The following is a 13839-nucleotide window of genomic DNA, read 5'->3' on the forward strand; positions in this document are numbered from 1 at the left end:
TGAGCCGCGCACGACGCTCGGATAGCGTCCCGGGCCGGAGCGGAGCCGTCGCATGTCCCTTGCAGCCACCGTGGTCGACGCCATCGGCAATACGCCCCTCATTCGCCTGACGCGGGCGAGCGAGGCGACCGGCTGCACCATCCTCGGCAAGGCCGAGTTCATGAACCCCGGCCAGTCGGTGAAGGACCGCGCGGCGCTTTTCCTCATCCGCGACGCCATGGCGAAGGGGCTGGTGCGGCCGGGCGGCACCATCGTCGAAGGCACGGCCGGCAATACCGGCATCGGTCTCGCCATGGTCGGCCGGGCTCTCGGCCTCGACTGCGTCATCGTCATCCCCGAGACCCAGTCCAAGGAGAAGAAGGACACGCTGCGCCAGCTCGGCGCGCGCCTCATGGAGGTGCCGGCCGTGCCCTATGCCAATCCGAACAATTTTGTGAAGGTCTCGGGCCGGGTCGCCGAGCGGCTGGCGCGCGAGAACCCCAACGGTGCCTTCTGGGCCAACCAGTTCGACAACGTCGCCAACCGCCAGGCCCACATCGAGACGACGGGCCCCGAAATCTGGCGCGGCACCGACGGCCGCATCGACGGCTTCATCTGCGCCGTCGGCTCCGGCGGCACGCTCGCCGGTACGGCGATGGCGCTGAAGGAGCGGTCGTCGGCCGTGACGATCGGCTGCGCCGACCCCTTGGGCGCCGCCATGTATTCCTGGTTCACCAGCGGCGAGCTGAAGGCGAGCGGCTCCTCCATCGCCGAGGGCATCGGCCAGGGACGGGTGACGGCGAACGTCGCCGGGGCTCCCGTCGACGTCGCTTTTCAGATTCCCGACGAGGAGGCGATCCCCGTCATGTTCGACCTGCTGGAGCACGAGGGGCTCTGCGTCGGCCCCTCCTCCGGCGTGAACGTCGCCGGTGCCATCCGTCTCGCCCGCCAGATGGGACCCGGCCATACGATCGTGACCATTCTGTGCGACTACGGCTTCCGCTATGCCTCGAAGATCTACGACCCCGCCTTCCTGCGCAGCAAAGGGCTGGCCGTTCCGGCCCTGCTCGAACAGCCGGCGCTGCCTCTGACGGACCTCCTGCCGGTGACCTGATGCCGACCCAGTTTCTGTTTCGCGACGACGCCTACCTGACCGAATGCGAGGCGGTGGTCACCGCCGTCGGCGAGAAGAACGGCGCGCTAGGCGTGGAGCTCGACCGCACCGTCTTCTATCCGACCGGCGGCGGTCAGCCCGGCGATTCCGGCTGGCTGCGGCTGGGCGGCGAGGATCTCGCCGTCGCCACCGCGGTCTATGGCGAGACCAAGGGCGACATCGTCCATGTCCTGGCGCCGGGAGCCTTCGCTCCCCCCGTGGGCACGAAGGTGACCGCCCGCATCGACTGGCCCGTCCGCCATGCCCGGATGCGGATGCATACCGGCCTGCACCTGCTCTCCGTGGTTCTGCCCTATCCCGTGACGGGCGGGTCCATCGGCGCCGAGGAGAGCCGGCTCGACTTCGACATTCCCGAATCCGGCCTCGACCGCGACGTGCTGACGGAGAAGCTGAACGCCCTGATCGGGCAGGATGCGGCCGTGACGGAGCGCTGGATCACCGATGCCGAGCTCGAGGCCAATCCTGGGCTGGTCAAGACCATGGCGGTGAAGCCGCCGATGGGATCGGGCAAGGTGCGGCTCGTGGAGATCGCCGGCCTCGACCTCCAGCCCTGCGGCGGCACGCATGTGCGGCGCACCGGCGAGATCGGACGGATGGCCGTCTCGGCCATCGAGAAAAAAGGCAAGCAGAACCGGCGCGTGCGCGTCGTGTTCGCGTGAGGAGACGAGACCTGTGAGCACCCTGCCCTCGCCCTGGCTGCGATCCACCGACTGGCTGGCCGAGCACCTCGGCTATCCCGACCTCGTCATCCTCGACGGCTCCTATTTCCTGCCGACGATGAAGCGGGATGCCGATGCCGAGTTCCTGGAGGCCCATATTCCCGGCGCCCAGCGCTTCGACATCGACGTCATCAAGGACCCCGATTCCGATCTGCCGCACATGATGCCTTCGGCGACCGTCTTCTCCGCCGCCTGCCGCAAGCTCGGCATCGGCGACGGCAAGTCGGTCCTGGTCTACGATTCGCTGGGCCTGTTCTCGGCCCCGCGGGTCTGGTGGATGTGCCGCAGCTTCGGCATCGAGCGCGTCTTCATCCTCGACGGCGGGCTGCCGAAATGGGTGGCCGAGGGCCGCGAGGTCGAGACCGGCCCGGCGCGGCCGCGCGAGGCGCGTCATCTGACGGCGCGGCAGAACCACGGCGCCGTCGCCGATCTCGGCGACGTCAAGAAGGCTCTGGCGAGCGGCAAGGTTCAGGTGGTCGACGCCCGCTCGGCCGAGCGATTCCGCGGCGAGGCGCCGGAGCCCCGGGCGGGCCTCAAGGGCGGTCACATGCCGGGTTCCTTCAACGTCCCCTCCTCCGCCCTGGTCGAGGACGGCCGCCTCGTCTCGCAGGATCGCATCCGCGCCGCCTTCACGTCGGCGGGCGTCGACCTCGACAAGCCGGTCATCACGAGCTGCGGCTCCGGAGTCTCCGCCGGCATTCTCTGGCTCGGCCTCGACGCCCTCGGCAAGCAGCCGGCCGGGCTCTACGACGGCTCGTGGAGCGAATGGGGCGCCCGCGACGACTGCCCTGTCGTCACCGGCCCGGCCTGAGCCCATCCTTGCCGTGCGATGGAAAAAGGGCGCCTCGCGGCGCCCTTTTGCATGTCAGGGGTAGTGCCCGGCTCAGTGCAGGATCTGGCTGAGGAACAGCTTGGTGCGCTCGTGCTGCGGGTTGGAGAAGAAGGCCGCCGGCTCGTTCATCTCGATGATCTGCCCGTAATCCATGAAGATGACGCGGTTGGCCACCTGCCGGGCGAAACCCATTTCGTGGGTGACGCAGAGCATGGTCATGCCCTCCTCGGCGAGGCCCACCATGGTGTCGAGCACCTCCTTGACCATTTCCGGATCGAGGGCGGAGGTCGGCTCGTCGAACAGCATGATCTTCGGGCTCATGCACAGCGCCCGTGCGATGGCGACGCGCTGCTGCTGGCCGCCGGAGAGCTGGCCGGGATATTTCATCGCCTGCTCGGGGATGCGCACCCGCTTGAGGTAGTGCATGGCCACCTCCTCGGCGTCCTTCTTGGGCATCTTCTTCACCCAGATCGGCGCCAGCGTGCAGTTCTCCAGGATGGTCAGGTGCGGGAAGAGGTTGAAGTGCTGGAACACCATGCCGACCTCGCGGCGGATCTCGTCGATCTTCTTCAGGTCGTTGGTCAGTTCGATGCCGTCGACGACGATCTTGCCCTGCTGGTGCTCCTCCAGCCGGTTGATGCAGCGGATCATGGTCGATTTGCCCGAGCCCGACGGCCCGCAGATGACGATGCGCTCGCCGCGGTGGACGGTGAGGTTGATGTCCTTCAGCACGTGGAACTCGCCGTACCACTTGTGCATGCCCGTGATGGAGACGGCGACCTCGTTGGTCGTCGTCGGCATCTTGGCGACGGAGGGGCTGGCCATGCGGAACTCCTGAAATCCAGTTCGACGGAGTGCCGCTCTTAGCGGCGGCGTCCGGTGTTGAGGCGGTTCTCGACGAAGATCGAGTAGCGGGACATGAAGTAGCAGAAGGCGAAGTAGATGATCCCCGCGAAGGCGAAGCCGGTGTAGAGCGTGACGGGGCTCGCCCATTGCGGGTCGGTGAAGCCGGCGCGGATGCCGCCGAGAAGGTCGAAGATCGCGACGATGGAGACCAGCGTCGTGTCCTTGAACAGGCCGATGAAGGCGTTGACGATGCCGGGGATCACCAGTTTCAGCGCCTGCGGCATGATGATCAGGCTCATCATGCGCGGATAGTTCAGCCCGAGGGCCATGGCGCCTTCGAACTGCCCCTTCGGGATCGCCTGCAGGCCGCCGCGGATCGTCTCGGCCATGTAGGCGCCGGAGAAGATCGAGACGCCGACCAGGACGCGCACCATGGCGTCCGGCGAGCGCTCGAGGAAGAGCGGCAGCATGTAGGTGGCGAAGAACAGCACGGTGATGAGCGGCACGCCGCGCACAAGTTCGATCACCGCCACCGACAGGAGGCGGATGATCGGCATCTTCGAGCGCCGCCCCAGCGCGAGGGCGACGCCGATGGGGAGCGCCGCGACGATGCCGGTGGTCGCCACCACCAGGGTCACCAGCAGGCCGCCCCATTGCCGCGTCTCGACGACGGGCAGCCGCGGGACGGCGAAGATCCCCGTGCGCACCAGCAGGAGGAGCAGGATGCCGACGGCGATCGCCGCCCCGCCCCATTTGAGGAAGAGCATGTTCGGCGGCCCCTCCACCCGGCTCATCAGGTAGCCGACGACGAGGGTGATGCCGCCGAGGATCGCCAGCCAGCCGACGACGCTGAGCCAGGGATTGATGAGCGATCCACCGTAGAGCAGATTGAAGGCGAGGATGGGGAAGGCGCCGAAGAACAGCACGGCGTTGAGCGGCTTCTGCGGCACCGCCGGGATGAGCAACGGCACCAGGAGCGCCACCGCCACCGCATAGGTCAGATTGACCCGCCAGCGCTCGTCCACCGGATAGAAGCCGTACATGAACTGGCCGAACTTCGCCCAGACGAAGGGCCAGCAGGCCCCGACCGACCGGCCGACCTTTTCGTCGAGGCAGGCGTCCCGGTCGGCGCCGGTCCACACCGCCCGGATGATGGTGAAGTCGATGAAGGTCCAGAGCAGCGTCACCGCGATATAGGCGCCGACGACGGTCAGCAGCGCCTGGAGCGGGCTGGACAGGAGGTTGGCGCGCACCCAACCCCAGGGGCCGACGAGGCTCGCCGGCGGCGGCAGCGGCTGCAGCAGTTCCGAACGGGTGAAGGAGGTGGTCATCGCCGTGCCCTCACCGCTCGACCAGCGCGATGCGCTGGTTGTACCAGTTCATGAAGATGGAGGTGACGATGGAGATCGTCAGGTAACAGCCCATCCACATGGCGATGATCTCGATCGCCTGGCCCGTCTGGTTGAGGATCGTGCCGCCGACCGACACCATGTCGGGATAGCCGATGCCGACCGCCAGCGAGGAGTTCTTCGCGAGGTTCAGGTACTGGCTGGTGAGCGGCGGGATGATGACCCGCAGCGCCTGCGGGACGACGATGAGGTTGAGGATGCGCCCTTCCGCCAGGCCGAGCGAGCGGCCCGCCTCGGTCTGCCCGTAGCTGACGGCCTGGATGCCGGCGCGGACGATCTCGCCGATGAAGGCGGCGGTATAGGCCACCAGCGCGATGGTGAGCGCGACGAATTCGGGGATCAGGGTCATGCCGCCGGTCAGGTTGAAGCGGCCCTGCTGGGCATAGTCAAAGGAGATCGGCATGCCGCTGAGGAAATAGGCGAGGATCGGCAGACCGAGGATCAGCCCCGCCATGCTGGCGGCCACCGGGAACTGCTGTCCCGTCGCCGCCTGGCGCTTGTAGGCCCAGGAGCGGACCGCGAAGGCGGCGACGATGCCGACGAGGAGAGCGATGCCGATGGCGCCGGCTCCCGCCTCGAAGATCGGCCGCGGCACGGTGATGCCGCGCTGGTTGGCGAAGAACAGGCCGAACAGCGAGTGGGAATTGCGCGGCGTCGGCATGGCCGCGAGCACCGCCAGGTACCAGAACAGGATCTGGAACAGCAGCGGCAGGTTACGGATCACCTCGACATACCAGTAGGCGATCTTGGAGATGACCCAGTTGGGCGAGAGGCGGGCAACACCGACCACGAAACCCAGGAGGGTCGCGAAAAAGATGCCGACCACGGCGACCAGCAGCGTGTTCAGGAGGCCGATGAGGAAGGCCCGCCCGTAGGACATGGATTCGGCCCAGGCGATGGGCGTCTGCGAGATGCCGAAGCCCGCCGTCTGCTCCAGGAAACCGAAGCCGCCGGCGATGTTCTGGTTGCGCAGGTTGGTCACCGCGTTGGTGACCGCCGTGAAGATCACGAAGACGAGGAGAGCGAGTGCCAATCCCTGGAAGATCAGGCTCCGCGTCTTCGGATCGTTGAAGAACGCCACTTTGGGCGCACCTGTCGCGCGAGCCGGCAACGTGCCGTCCGTCATATTCGCCATCCCCTGCTCTGGCCCGGTGAGTGCCTTCTCGATGGAAAGCGGTTGTCTTCACCGGAAAACCGTCCCGGATCGTGGACCCGGGACGATCATCGTGTCTAGTCGCTCAGCGCCGTTTTTTTGGGCGCGCTCAGCGGATGGGCGGCGCGTACTGCAGGCCGCCCTTCGTCCACAGGGCGTTGAGGCCGCGCGAGATGCCGAGACGGGTGGACGGGCCGACGTTGCGATCGAAGACCTCGGCATAGTTGCCGACGTGACGGACGATGCGCACCACCCAGTCCTTGGTCAGGCCGAGAGCCTCGCCGCCGTTGCCCTCGACACCGAGCACGCGGCGGATCTCGGGGTTGGTCGACTGCATCATCTGGTCGAGATTGGCCTTGGTGATGTTGAGCTCTTCGGCGGTGATCATCGCGAAGTGGACCCATTTGACGATGTCGAGCCACTGGTCGTCACCGTGACGGACCACCGGGCCGAGCGGCTCCTTCGAGATGATCTCCGGCAGCACGACGTGGTCGTCGGGCTTGGCGAGCTTGACGCGCTCGGCGTAGAGGCCCGAGGCGTCGGTCGTGAACACGTCGCAGCGGCCGGAATCATAGGCCTTCACCGTCTCGTCCGCGCTGGCGAACACCACCGGCTCGTACTTCAGGTTGTTGGCCCGGAAGAAGTCGGCGACGTTGAGCTCGGTGGTGGTGCCCGTCTGCACGCAGACCGAGGCGCCGGAGAGCTCGCGGGCGCTCTTCACGTTGAGCGACTTGCGCACCATGAAGCCCTGGCCGTCATAGTAGTTGATGCCGGCGAAGTTCAGGCCGAGCGAGGTGTCGCGCTGAAGCGTCCAGGTGGTATTGCGCGACAGGACGTCGATTTCGCCGGACTGGAGCGCGGTGAAGCGGTCCTTGGCCGAGAGCGGCGAGAAGCGGACCTTGGTCGGATCGTTGAAGATCGCCGCCGCGACGGCGCGGCACAGATCGACGTCGAGGCCGGTCCAGTTGCCGGCGCTGTCCGGCATGGAGAAGCCGGCGAGACCCTGGGTCACGCCGCACTGGACGAAACCCTTGTTCTGCACGTTGCGGAGCGTCGAGGGCGCCTGGGCCAGGGCGGCCGTGGCGCCCAGGCCGAGCGCAGCCCCGAGCGCGAGCGTTGAGACGATACGTTTCATGGTGGCAGCCTTTCCCACTCTGAATGTGGATTGTTTGTTGTCTTTGCGGGCGCCGAAACGGCACCGTCGTCGAGGACTTTCATCCCGAAGACCCCGCATTTCTGCATCACAGGCCATCTCGCCAGCGGGGTCAAGGGCTTGACGGGAGCACATTTCGCCGCGGAAATGGCCGCCGCTCCCTTGGGGAGATTCTTCTCTCTGAGACAACTTCCTGAACAATTCGAGGCAGGTATGGCTGGCCCTTCTGATACCAAGCGCCTGTCCGAGCGCACGCGGCTCGTTCTCGGCGGCCGCAAGCCAGCCGAGCAGTTCGGCTTCGTCAATACGCCGATCTACAGAGGGTCCACCGTCCTCTACCCGACCTACGAGGAGCTGAAGGCGCGCCGCCAGACATATATCTACGGCACCAAGGGCACGCCGACGACACGGGCTCTCGAGGAGGCCTGGACGGACCTCTCCGGCGCCGCGGGGACGGTCCTCGTGCCTTCCGGTCTCGCCGCCATCGCGGTCGCGCTGCAGTCCTGCCTCAAGGCCGGGGACCACATGCTGGTGACCGATTCCGTCTACCGCCCGACGCGGCAATATGCCGACGGCGTGCTGAAGCGCTTCGGAGTCGAGACGACCTATTACGACCCGCTGGTCGGGGCTGGCATCGCCGACCTCATGCGGCCGAACACCACGGTGGTCTTCACCGAGGCGCCGGGCTCGCAGTCCTTCGAGATGCAGGACATTCCCGCCATCGCCGCCGCGGCCCACGCCAAGGGAGCGCTGGTCGTGATGGACAACACCTGGGCGACGCCGCTCTATTTTCCGCCGCACGAGCGCGGGGCCGACATCGCCATCGAGGCGGGCACCAAATATCTCGGCGGCCATTCGGATCTGCTCATGGGCCTCGTGACCGCCAACGCGCGTGCCTGGCCGGCGCTGAAGGAGACCTTCGATCTCACCGCCGTCGGCGCCGGGCCGGAAGATTGCTTCCTGGCCCTGCGCGGGCTGCGCACCATGAAGCTGCGCCTCGACGAGGCGAACCGCCAGGGCATGGCCATGGCGGAGTGGCTGTCGCAGCGCCCCGAGGTGAAGACGGTGCTGCACCCCGCATTCGCCTCCCATCCCGGCCACGCGATCTGGAAGCGCGACTTCAAGGGCGCCTCGGGGCTCTTCTCGGTCATCCTTCACCCGCTCACCGAACGGCAGCTCGGCGCCTTCCTCGACGGGCTGGAACTCTTCGGCATGGGCTATTCCTGGGGCGGCTACGAGAGCCTCGTCGTGCCCTTCGACTGCGCCCCCTACCGCACCGCGACCACCTGGAACCCCGGCGGCACCGCCCTGCGCTTCCAGATCGGTCTCGAGGACGTCGCCGATCTCCAGGCCGACCTCGCCGCCGGCTTCGAGCGGATCAAGGCCGCCGGCTGACGTCAGCCGGCGAGGCGCCGGACGATCCGTCCGAGCGCCTGTCGCACCCGGCGCAGCGGCATGGGGAACGGCCGGCGTTCCGGCCCCGGCGTGAAGACCAGGGCGCGGCGCGCGAACCAGTCGCGCGTCATCACGGTGAACCAGGCCCCCCACAGCGAACCGACGACGATGTCGGTGAAATAATGCGCGTCCACCGCGATGCGGCTGAAGGCGACCACCGCGGCGGCGGCGATGAAGGCCTTGCGCCAGCGTGGGACGAGGCAGGCGAAGGCAATGCCGATGGCGAAGGCCGTCTGCGAATGCCCGGAGGGAAAACTCGCATAGGATGCCTGCCAGCTCGGGAACTGGAAGTGCAGCGCTCCGAATTCCTCGAAATAGCGCGGCCGGCCGCGGGCGATGATGCGCTTGACGATGGTGATGATCAGGCCCGAGCCGCCGACGGCGATGAAGACGAAGGCGAGCCTGGCGGCGAGCGCCAGCATGACCTTGTCGGCGAAGCCGCGCACCGGCCTGGCGACGGCGAGGATCAGGAGGATCAGGACACCACTCGGGACCAGCACCCAGGCGGATTTGCCGACATCGGTCACCGTCTCCCAGACGACCGCCGTCGTGCCGGACGTATAGGCCCGCACGCCTTGGAAATAGGGATCGAGATAGGCCATCCCTGCGAGAATGAGCGCCAGCGCCACGAGGCCCGCGCAGAATCGCTCGGCGACGCTGTCGAAGAGGCGCAGCATCGGCGCGGCCCCCGGCCGCGCGGGGCGGACGAGACGCCGGAGCGCGCCGGCGAAGGTGGCGACGAACGTGTCCAGACGCCGCCGCAGTCCGCGGCCGTCGTCACCGGTGGAGGCGGAAGTCGACAGGCTCATGCGGTCCGTTTAGGCCATTCGCGCCCCGCGGTCACGGTCCCGCGACGCAAAAGCGCACCGATGCGGCCGGGCGGGGGTGACCTTTCGCCGCGACGGCGCTATGGAAGCGCCCTTCAGCCACAGATTGCCTCCGCCATGCTCGGTTATCTCGCCCTCGCCGGCTTCGTTGCCACCATTCCCGCCGCCAATTGGCTCATCGGTCATGCCGGCACCGTCTGCACGCCGAACGGCCCTTGCCTCATCCCCGTCGGCTTCGGCCTGATGGCGCCGAGCGGCGTGCTGATGATTGGCCTCGCCCTGGTGCTGCGCGACCTCGTCCAGCGCCGCCTCGGCGTGCTGTGGTCCCTCGCCGGCATTCTCGTTGGCGCCGCCCTCTCCTGGGCCGTGGCGGCCCCTGCCCTGGCGCTGGCCTCGGCCGCCGCCTTCCTGTTCTCCGAGCTCGCCGACACCGCCGTCTACACGCCGCTGGCGAAGAAGCGCCTCATCGCCGCAGTCTGGGCCTCCAGCCTCGTCGGCACGGTCATCGATTCCACCCTCTTCCTGTGGCTCGCCTTCGGCTCGGTGAGCCTCCTGCCCGGCCTCGTCCTCGGCAAGGTCTGGATGGTGGCGGCGGCGACCCTCGTGCTGTGGATCCTGCGCCGCCGCGATCCCGACGCCTTCGCCGCCCGCTGAGGCGGCTCACCCGCACGGCCGAATTGACGGAGGCACCCGGCGGCGGGTCGGATGGCCGCCCAGCCGCGCGAGGAAACCCCATGTCGACGCTCTTCGATCTCTCCGGACGCGTCGCCGTCGTCACTGGCGGCAACGGCGGCATCGGTCTCGGCATGGCGGAGGCGCTGGCCGGCTCCGGCTGCGCCGTCTCGATCTGGGGCCGCAACGCCGAGAAAAACGCCGCCGCCGTCGCCCGGCTGAAGGCGACCGGCGGCCAGGTGTCGGCCCGCTTCTGCGACGTCGCCGACCGCGCCTCCGTCGAGGAGGCCTTTTCCGCCACCCTCGCCGAGTTCGGCCGGGTCGACGGCCTCTTCGCCAATGCCGGCATCACCGGACGGACCAAGGGCCCCTTCATCGATCGCGACATGGACGACTGGCGCCGCGTCATGGAGGCCAATGTCGAGGGCGTCGCCCACTGCTTCCAGCTCGCCGCCCGCCACATGGTCGAGCGCGCCAAGGCCGGCGACCCCTACGGCCGGTTGGTGGCGACCTCCTCCGTCGCCTCCATCGAGGGCGCGGCGCAGAACGAGCACTACGGAGCCTCCAAGGGGGCGGTGAATTCCTTCGTCCGCGCCATCGCGGTGGACCTCGCGCGGCACGGCGTCACCGTCAACACGGTCCTGCCGGGCTGGATCGAGACCGACATGACGGCGCGGGCCTTCGCCGACGAGAGGTTCGTCAAGGCGGTCTCGCCGCGCATTCCCGTGCGCCGCTTCGGCACGCCGGCCGATTTCGGCGGCATCGCCGTCTTCCTGATGAGCCGGTCCTCCTCCTATGTCACCGGCCAGACCCTGGTGGTGGACGGCGGCTACAGCATCTTCTAGCCGGCTCCGGATTGCCCCGCCCCGGCAGGGAGCGGAGGAGCCCGCCCGTCATCGCGCTGTCGTCAGGGCGGTGGATGAGAATGCGGTCCGCGGCCGCACGGCCGCCAGCCACCGGATTCCTGCCATGTCTCTTCCCGTTCTCGGCGTCGCCCTTCCGCTCGAAGGCCTGCGCCAGCACCGCTCCTGGATTCTCGACAGCCAGCGCGACCTCGAGGTCCAGGACTTCTTCTGGGCCGAGGTCCTGAACGGCGACTGGAAGCCGCTGGCCGAGGCCATTTCCAAGGAACTCGACGGCCACACCGGCCGGCTCGGCATCCACGGCCCGTTCTGGGGCTTCACCATCGCCAGCCTCGATCCCGACGTGCGCCGGCTCGTCGCCCGCCGCATGGACCAGGGGCTCGACGTCTGTGCCGCCCTCGGCGCCACGCAGATGGTCATCCACTCGCCCTATACGACCTGGGACTACAACAATCTCGACTACAATCCCGGCGCCCGCGCCAAGGTGGTCGAGCGAACCCACGACACGCTCAAGGCGGCCGTCCGTCGCGCCGAGGACATGGGCGTGACGCTGGTCATCGAGAACATCGAGGACTGCGACCCGGCCGACCGCGTCGCCCTCGCCCGCTCCTTCGACAGCCCGGCCGTGCGGGTCTCCATCGATACCGGCCACGCCAACTACGCTCATACCAGCACCGGCGCGCCGCCCGTCGACTATTACGTCACCGCCGCCGGCGACATGCTCCACCACGTGCATCTGCAGGATTCCGACGGCTATGCCGACCGTCACTGGAACCCCGGTGAGGGCACGATCGCCTGGCCGCAGCTCTTCCGCGCCCTCGGCACCCTGTCCAGCAATCCGCGGCTCATTCTCGAGGTGCGCAACAAGGATCTGGTCCGCGCCGGTGCCGACCACCTGATCGGCCTCGGCCTCGCCCGATGAGGCCGGCCGCCCCTGTCATGCAGGGGTCATCCACGGGTCATGGCGCCGTTACGGCGGAGGTCTAGACGACCGCCTCAGACGCGGGGGCCGGCAGGTCCCGCCCCCGCCTCCGGTCCAACCCGGCCCCGCAAACCAGGACATGGCGACCATGCTGATCCCCTCCACCCGACGTTCCGTTCTGCTGCTCGGCGGCGCCGCCGTCGCCGCGCCGCTGGTGCCGCGCTTCGCTCTCGCCCAGGCCGACAACCGGCCCGCCATCACCATCGCGGTGCAGAAGATCGTCAATTCCAATGTCCTCGACGTGCTGCGCGAGCAGTCCAATGTCGGCGAGCGGATCTTCTTCACATCGCTCTGGGAGGCGCTGATCGGCCGCGACTGGCTCGGCGACCTGTCCTCGCGCCCCGGCCTGGCGACCGAATGGCGCCGCGTCGACGACCAGACCGTCGAGCTGAAGCTGCGCCAGGGCGTCAAGTTCCACAACGGCGACGAGATGACCGCCGAAGACGTGCTCTTCACCTTCTCGCGCGAGCGCATGTTCGGCAACACCGAGGCCAAGAACCGCTCCACGCTGAAAGCCTTCGAGAACATCCCGGCGCCGCGTCCAGGCAAGGAACTCCCCGGCGAGGTCCCGGCCGCCGCCCGCCGCATCTGGCCGGACCTGCTGCGCGTCGACGCCGTCGACCGCTACACCGTCCGCTTCGTCAATGCGACGCCTGACGTGACGCTGGAAGGGCGCCTGTCCCGCTACGGCTCCGACATCATGAGCCGGCGCGGCTGGGAAGAGGCCGCGAGCTATCTCGACTGGGCGCGCAAGCCCATCACCACCGGTCCCTACAAAGTGGCCGAGTTCCGCCCCGACACCTCGCTCCTCCTCGTCGCCCATGACGAGTACTGGGGCGGCCGCCCTCCGCTGAAGTCCATCCGCTTCGTCGAGGTGCCGGAAGTGGCGAGCCGCGTCGCCGGCCTGCTCTCCGGCCAGTATCAGTTCGCCTGCGACATCCCGCCGGACCAGATCGGCGAGGTCGAGAAGAACGCCGCCTTCGAGGTGCAGGGCGGCACGATCCAGAACCACCGCCTCACCGTCTTCGACAAGAACAACGCCCAGCTCGCCAACCCGCTGGTGCGCCGCGCCTTCACCCATGCCATCGACCGCCAGGCCATCGTCGACTCGCTCTGGGCCGGCCGCACCAAGGTTCCCGCCGGCCTGCAGTGGGAGTTCTACGGCGACATGTTCCACGCCGACTGGAAGGTGCCGGACTACGACCCGAAGATCGCCCGCGATCTGCTCCGCCAGGCCGGCTACAAGGGCGATCCCATCACCTACCGTGTCCTCAACAACTACTACACGAACCAGAACCCGACATCGCAGATCCTCACGGAGATGTGGCGCTCCGTCGGGCTCAACGTGCAGATGCAGACGGTGGAGAACTGGAGCCAGATCATGGAGCGCGGCCCGGCCCGCGCCGTCCGCGACTGGTCCAACTCGGCGCCCTTCAACGACCCGGTCTCCTCGCTGGTCAACCAGCACGGTCCGAACGGCCAGCAGCAGCAGATCGGCGAGTGGACCAATGCCGAGATGAACCAGCTCTGCGAGGTGCTGGAGACCTCCACCGACCGCGCGCTGCGCCGCAAGTCCTTCCGCCGCATGCTGGAAATCTGCGAGCGCGAGGACCCGGCCTACACGGTGCTCCACCAGAACGCGACCTTCACGGCCAAGCCCAAGGCGATCCGTTGGAAGACCGCGCCCGCCTTCGCCATGGACTTCCGCCCCGGCAATTACGGCGCCTGACGCCGCCCGGACGGGTCGGCCGGCCCTCGCCGGCCGGCCCTTCCCC

At 68.1% G+C, this 13839-nt stretch carries 13 protein-coding genes; 8 read left to right on the forward strand and 5 right to left on the reverse strand.

Translation table 11 applies throughout. From position 1 onward, the window contains the following. Window positions 1-52 precede the first annotated feature (52 nt). From C6569_RS08320 to sseA, 3 genes are read left to right on the forward strand one after another with little or no spacing between them, the layout of a single operon-like run. Window positions 53-1093: a cysteine synthase A gene (locus C6569_RS08320; RefSeq protein WP_106748405.1), complete on the forward strand. Its 1041-nt coding sequence runs from the start codon at window positions 53-55 to the stop codon at window positions 1091-1093. Further along, a complete protein-coding gene (locus C6569_RS08325; RefSeq protein ID WP_106748406.1) occupies window positions 1093-1812 on the forward strand; it encodes an alanyl-tRNA editing protein in 720 nt (239 codons plus the stop codon). Before C6569_RS08320 ends, C6569_RS08325 begins: the two co-directional genes overlap by 1 nt. Before the next feature lie 13 nt (window positions 1813-1825). After that, complete coding sequence (sseA, locus tag C6569_RS08330; RefSeq protein WP_245898271.1) at window positions 1826-2683, forward strand: 3-mercaptopyruvate sulfurtransferase; 858 nt, start codon at window positions 1826-1828, stop codon at window positions 2681-2683. 72 nt (window positions 2684-2755) lie between these two features. Here sseA and C6569_RS08335 read toward each other — a convergent pair whose 3' ends face one another. From C6569_RS08335 to C6569_RS08350, 4 genes are all read right to left on the reverse strand, one after another. After that, a complete protein-coding gene (locus C6569_RS08335; RefSeq protein ID WP_106748408.1) occupies window positions 2756-3529 on the reverse strand; it encodes an amino acid ABC transporter ATP-binding protein in 774 nt (257 codons plus the stop codon). A gap of 38 nt (window positions 3530-3567) precedes the next feature. Further along, entirely contained in the window at window positions 3568-4881 is a 1314-nt protein-coding gene (locus tag C6569_RS08340; RefSeq protein ID WP_106748409.1) for an amino acid ABC transporter permease, read from the reverse strand. Window positions 4882-4891: 10 nt separating this feature from the next. Beyond that, window positions 4892-6085 (reverse strand): amino acid ABC transporter permease, encoded by a 1194-nt coding sequence (locus C6569_RS08345; RefSeq protein WP_106748410.1) that lies wholly within the window; start codon window positions 6083-6085, stop codon window positions 4892-4894. 136 nt (window positions 6086-6221) lie between these two features. Beyond that, window positions 6222-7247, reverse strand: a complete 1026-nt coding sequence (locus C6569_RS08350) for an amino acid ABC transporter substrate-binding protein (protein WP_106748411.1) — start codon at window positions 7245-7247, stop codon at window positions 6222-6224. Window positions 7248-7478: 231 nt separating this feature from the next. On the opposite strand from C6569_RS08350, the gene metC reads away from it, so the two are divergent. Next, a complete protein-coding gene (gene metC, locus C6569_RS08355) occupies window positions 7479-8660 on the forward strand; it encodes a cystathionine beta-lyase (RefSeq protein ID WP_106748412.1) in 1182 nt (393 codons plus the stop codon). A 2-nt stretch (window positions 8661-8662) separates the two neighbouring features. On the opposite strand, the gene C6569_RS08360 is transcribed toward metC, so the two are convergent. Then, window positions 8663-9529 carry a phosphatase PAP2 family protein gene (locus tag C6569_RS08360; RefSeq protein WP_106748413.1) on the reverse strand — a complete coding sequence of 289 codons (867 nt, stop codon included), beginning with the start codon at window positions 9527-9529 and terminating at the stop codon, window positions 8663-8665. A gap of 135 nt (window positions 9530-9664) precedes the next feature. Between C6569_RS08360 and C6569_RS08365 the strand changes: the two genes are divergently transcribed. The 4 genes from C6569_RS08365 to C6569_RS08380 all read left to right on the forward strand — a co-directional run bounded on the left by C6569_RS08365 (window position 9665) and on the right by C6569_RS08380 (window position 13793). Next, window positions 9665-10201 carry a VUT family protein gene (locus tag C6569_RS08365; protein ID WP_106748414.1) on the forward strand — a complete coding sequence of 179 codons (537 nt, stop codon included), beginning with the start codon at window positions 9665-9667 and terminating at the stop codon, window positions 10199-10201. Between the two features lie 80 nt (window positions 10202-10281). Further along, on the forward strand, window positions 10282-11064 hold the full coding sequence (locus C6569_RS08370; protein WP_106748415.1) for an SDR family NAD(P)-dependent oxidoreductase: 783 nt from the start codon (window positions 10282-10284) through the stop codon (window positions 11062-11064). Between the two features lie 124 nt (window positions 11065-11188). Continuing rightward, window positions 11189-12004, forward strand: a complete 816-nt coding sequence (locus C6569_RS08375) for a sugar phosphate isomerase/epimerase family protein (RefSeq protein ID WP_106750957.1) — start codon at window positions 11189-11191, stop codon at window positions 12002-12004. A gap of 151 nt (window positions 12005-12155) precedes the next feature. Next, window positions 12156-13793: an ABC transporter substrate-binding protein gene (locus C6569_RS08380; RefSeq protein WP_106750958.1), complete on the forward strand. Its 1638-nt coding sequence runs from the start codon at window positions 12156-12158 to the stop codon at window positions 13791-13793. Window positions 13794-13839 lie beyond the last annotated feature (46 nt).

It is taken from the genome of Phreatobacter cathodiphilus (assembly GCF_003008515.1).
GTDB lineage: Bacteria > Pseudomonadota > Alphaproteobacteria > Rhizobiales > Phreatobacteraceae > Phreatobacter > Phreatobacter cathodiphilus.

Bases quoted from the DNA above. Each gene is read 5' to 3' on its own strand.
- C6569_RS08370 (WP_106748415.1), top strand. From the start codon at position 10,282: ATGTCGACGCTCTTCGATCTCTCCGGACGCGTCGCCGTCGTCACTGGC.
- C6569_RS08350 (WP_106748411.1), bottom strand. From the start codon at position 7,247: ATGAAACGTATCGTCTCAACGCTCGCGCTCGGGGCTGCGCTCGGCCTG.
- metC (WP_106748412.1), top strand. From the start codon at position 7,479: ATGGCTGGCCCTTCTGATACCAAGCGCCTGTCCGAGCGCACGCGGCTC.
- C6569_RS08345 (WP_106748410.1), bottom strand. From the start codon at position 6,085: ATGACGGACGGCACGTTGCCGGCTCGCGCGACAGGTGCGCCCAAAGTG.
- C6569_RS08360 (WP_106748413.1), bottom strand. From the start codon at position 9,529: ATGAGCCTGTCGACTTCCGCCTCCACCGGTGACGACGGCCGCGGACTG.
- C6569_RS08340 (WP_106748409.1), bottom strand. From the start codon at position 4,881: ATGACCACCTCCTTCACCCGTTCGGAACTGCTGCAGCCGCTGCCGCCG.
- C6569_RS08365 (WP_106748414.1), top strand. From the start codon at position 9,665: ATGCTCGGTTATCTCGCCCTCGCCGGCTTCGTTGCCACCATTCCCGCC.
- C6569_RS08335 (WP_106748408.1), bottom strand. From the start codon at position 3,529: ATGGCCAGCCCCTCCGTCGCCAAGATGCCGACGACGACCAACGAGGTC.
- C6569_RS08320 (WP_106748405.1), top strand. From the start codon at position 53: ATGTCCCTTGCAGCCACCGTGGTCGACGCCATCGGCAATACGCCCCTC.
- C6569_RS08375 (WP_106750957.1), top strand. From the start codon at position 11,189: ATGTCTCTTCCCGTTCTCGGCGTCGCCCTTCCGCTCGAAGGCCTGCGC.
- C6569_RS08325 (WP_106748406.1), top strand. From the start codon at position 1,093: ATGCCGACCCAGTTTCTGTTTCGCGACGACGCCTACCTGACCGAATGC.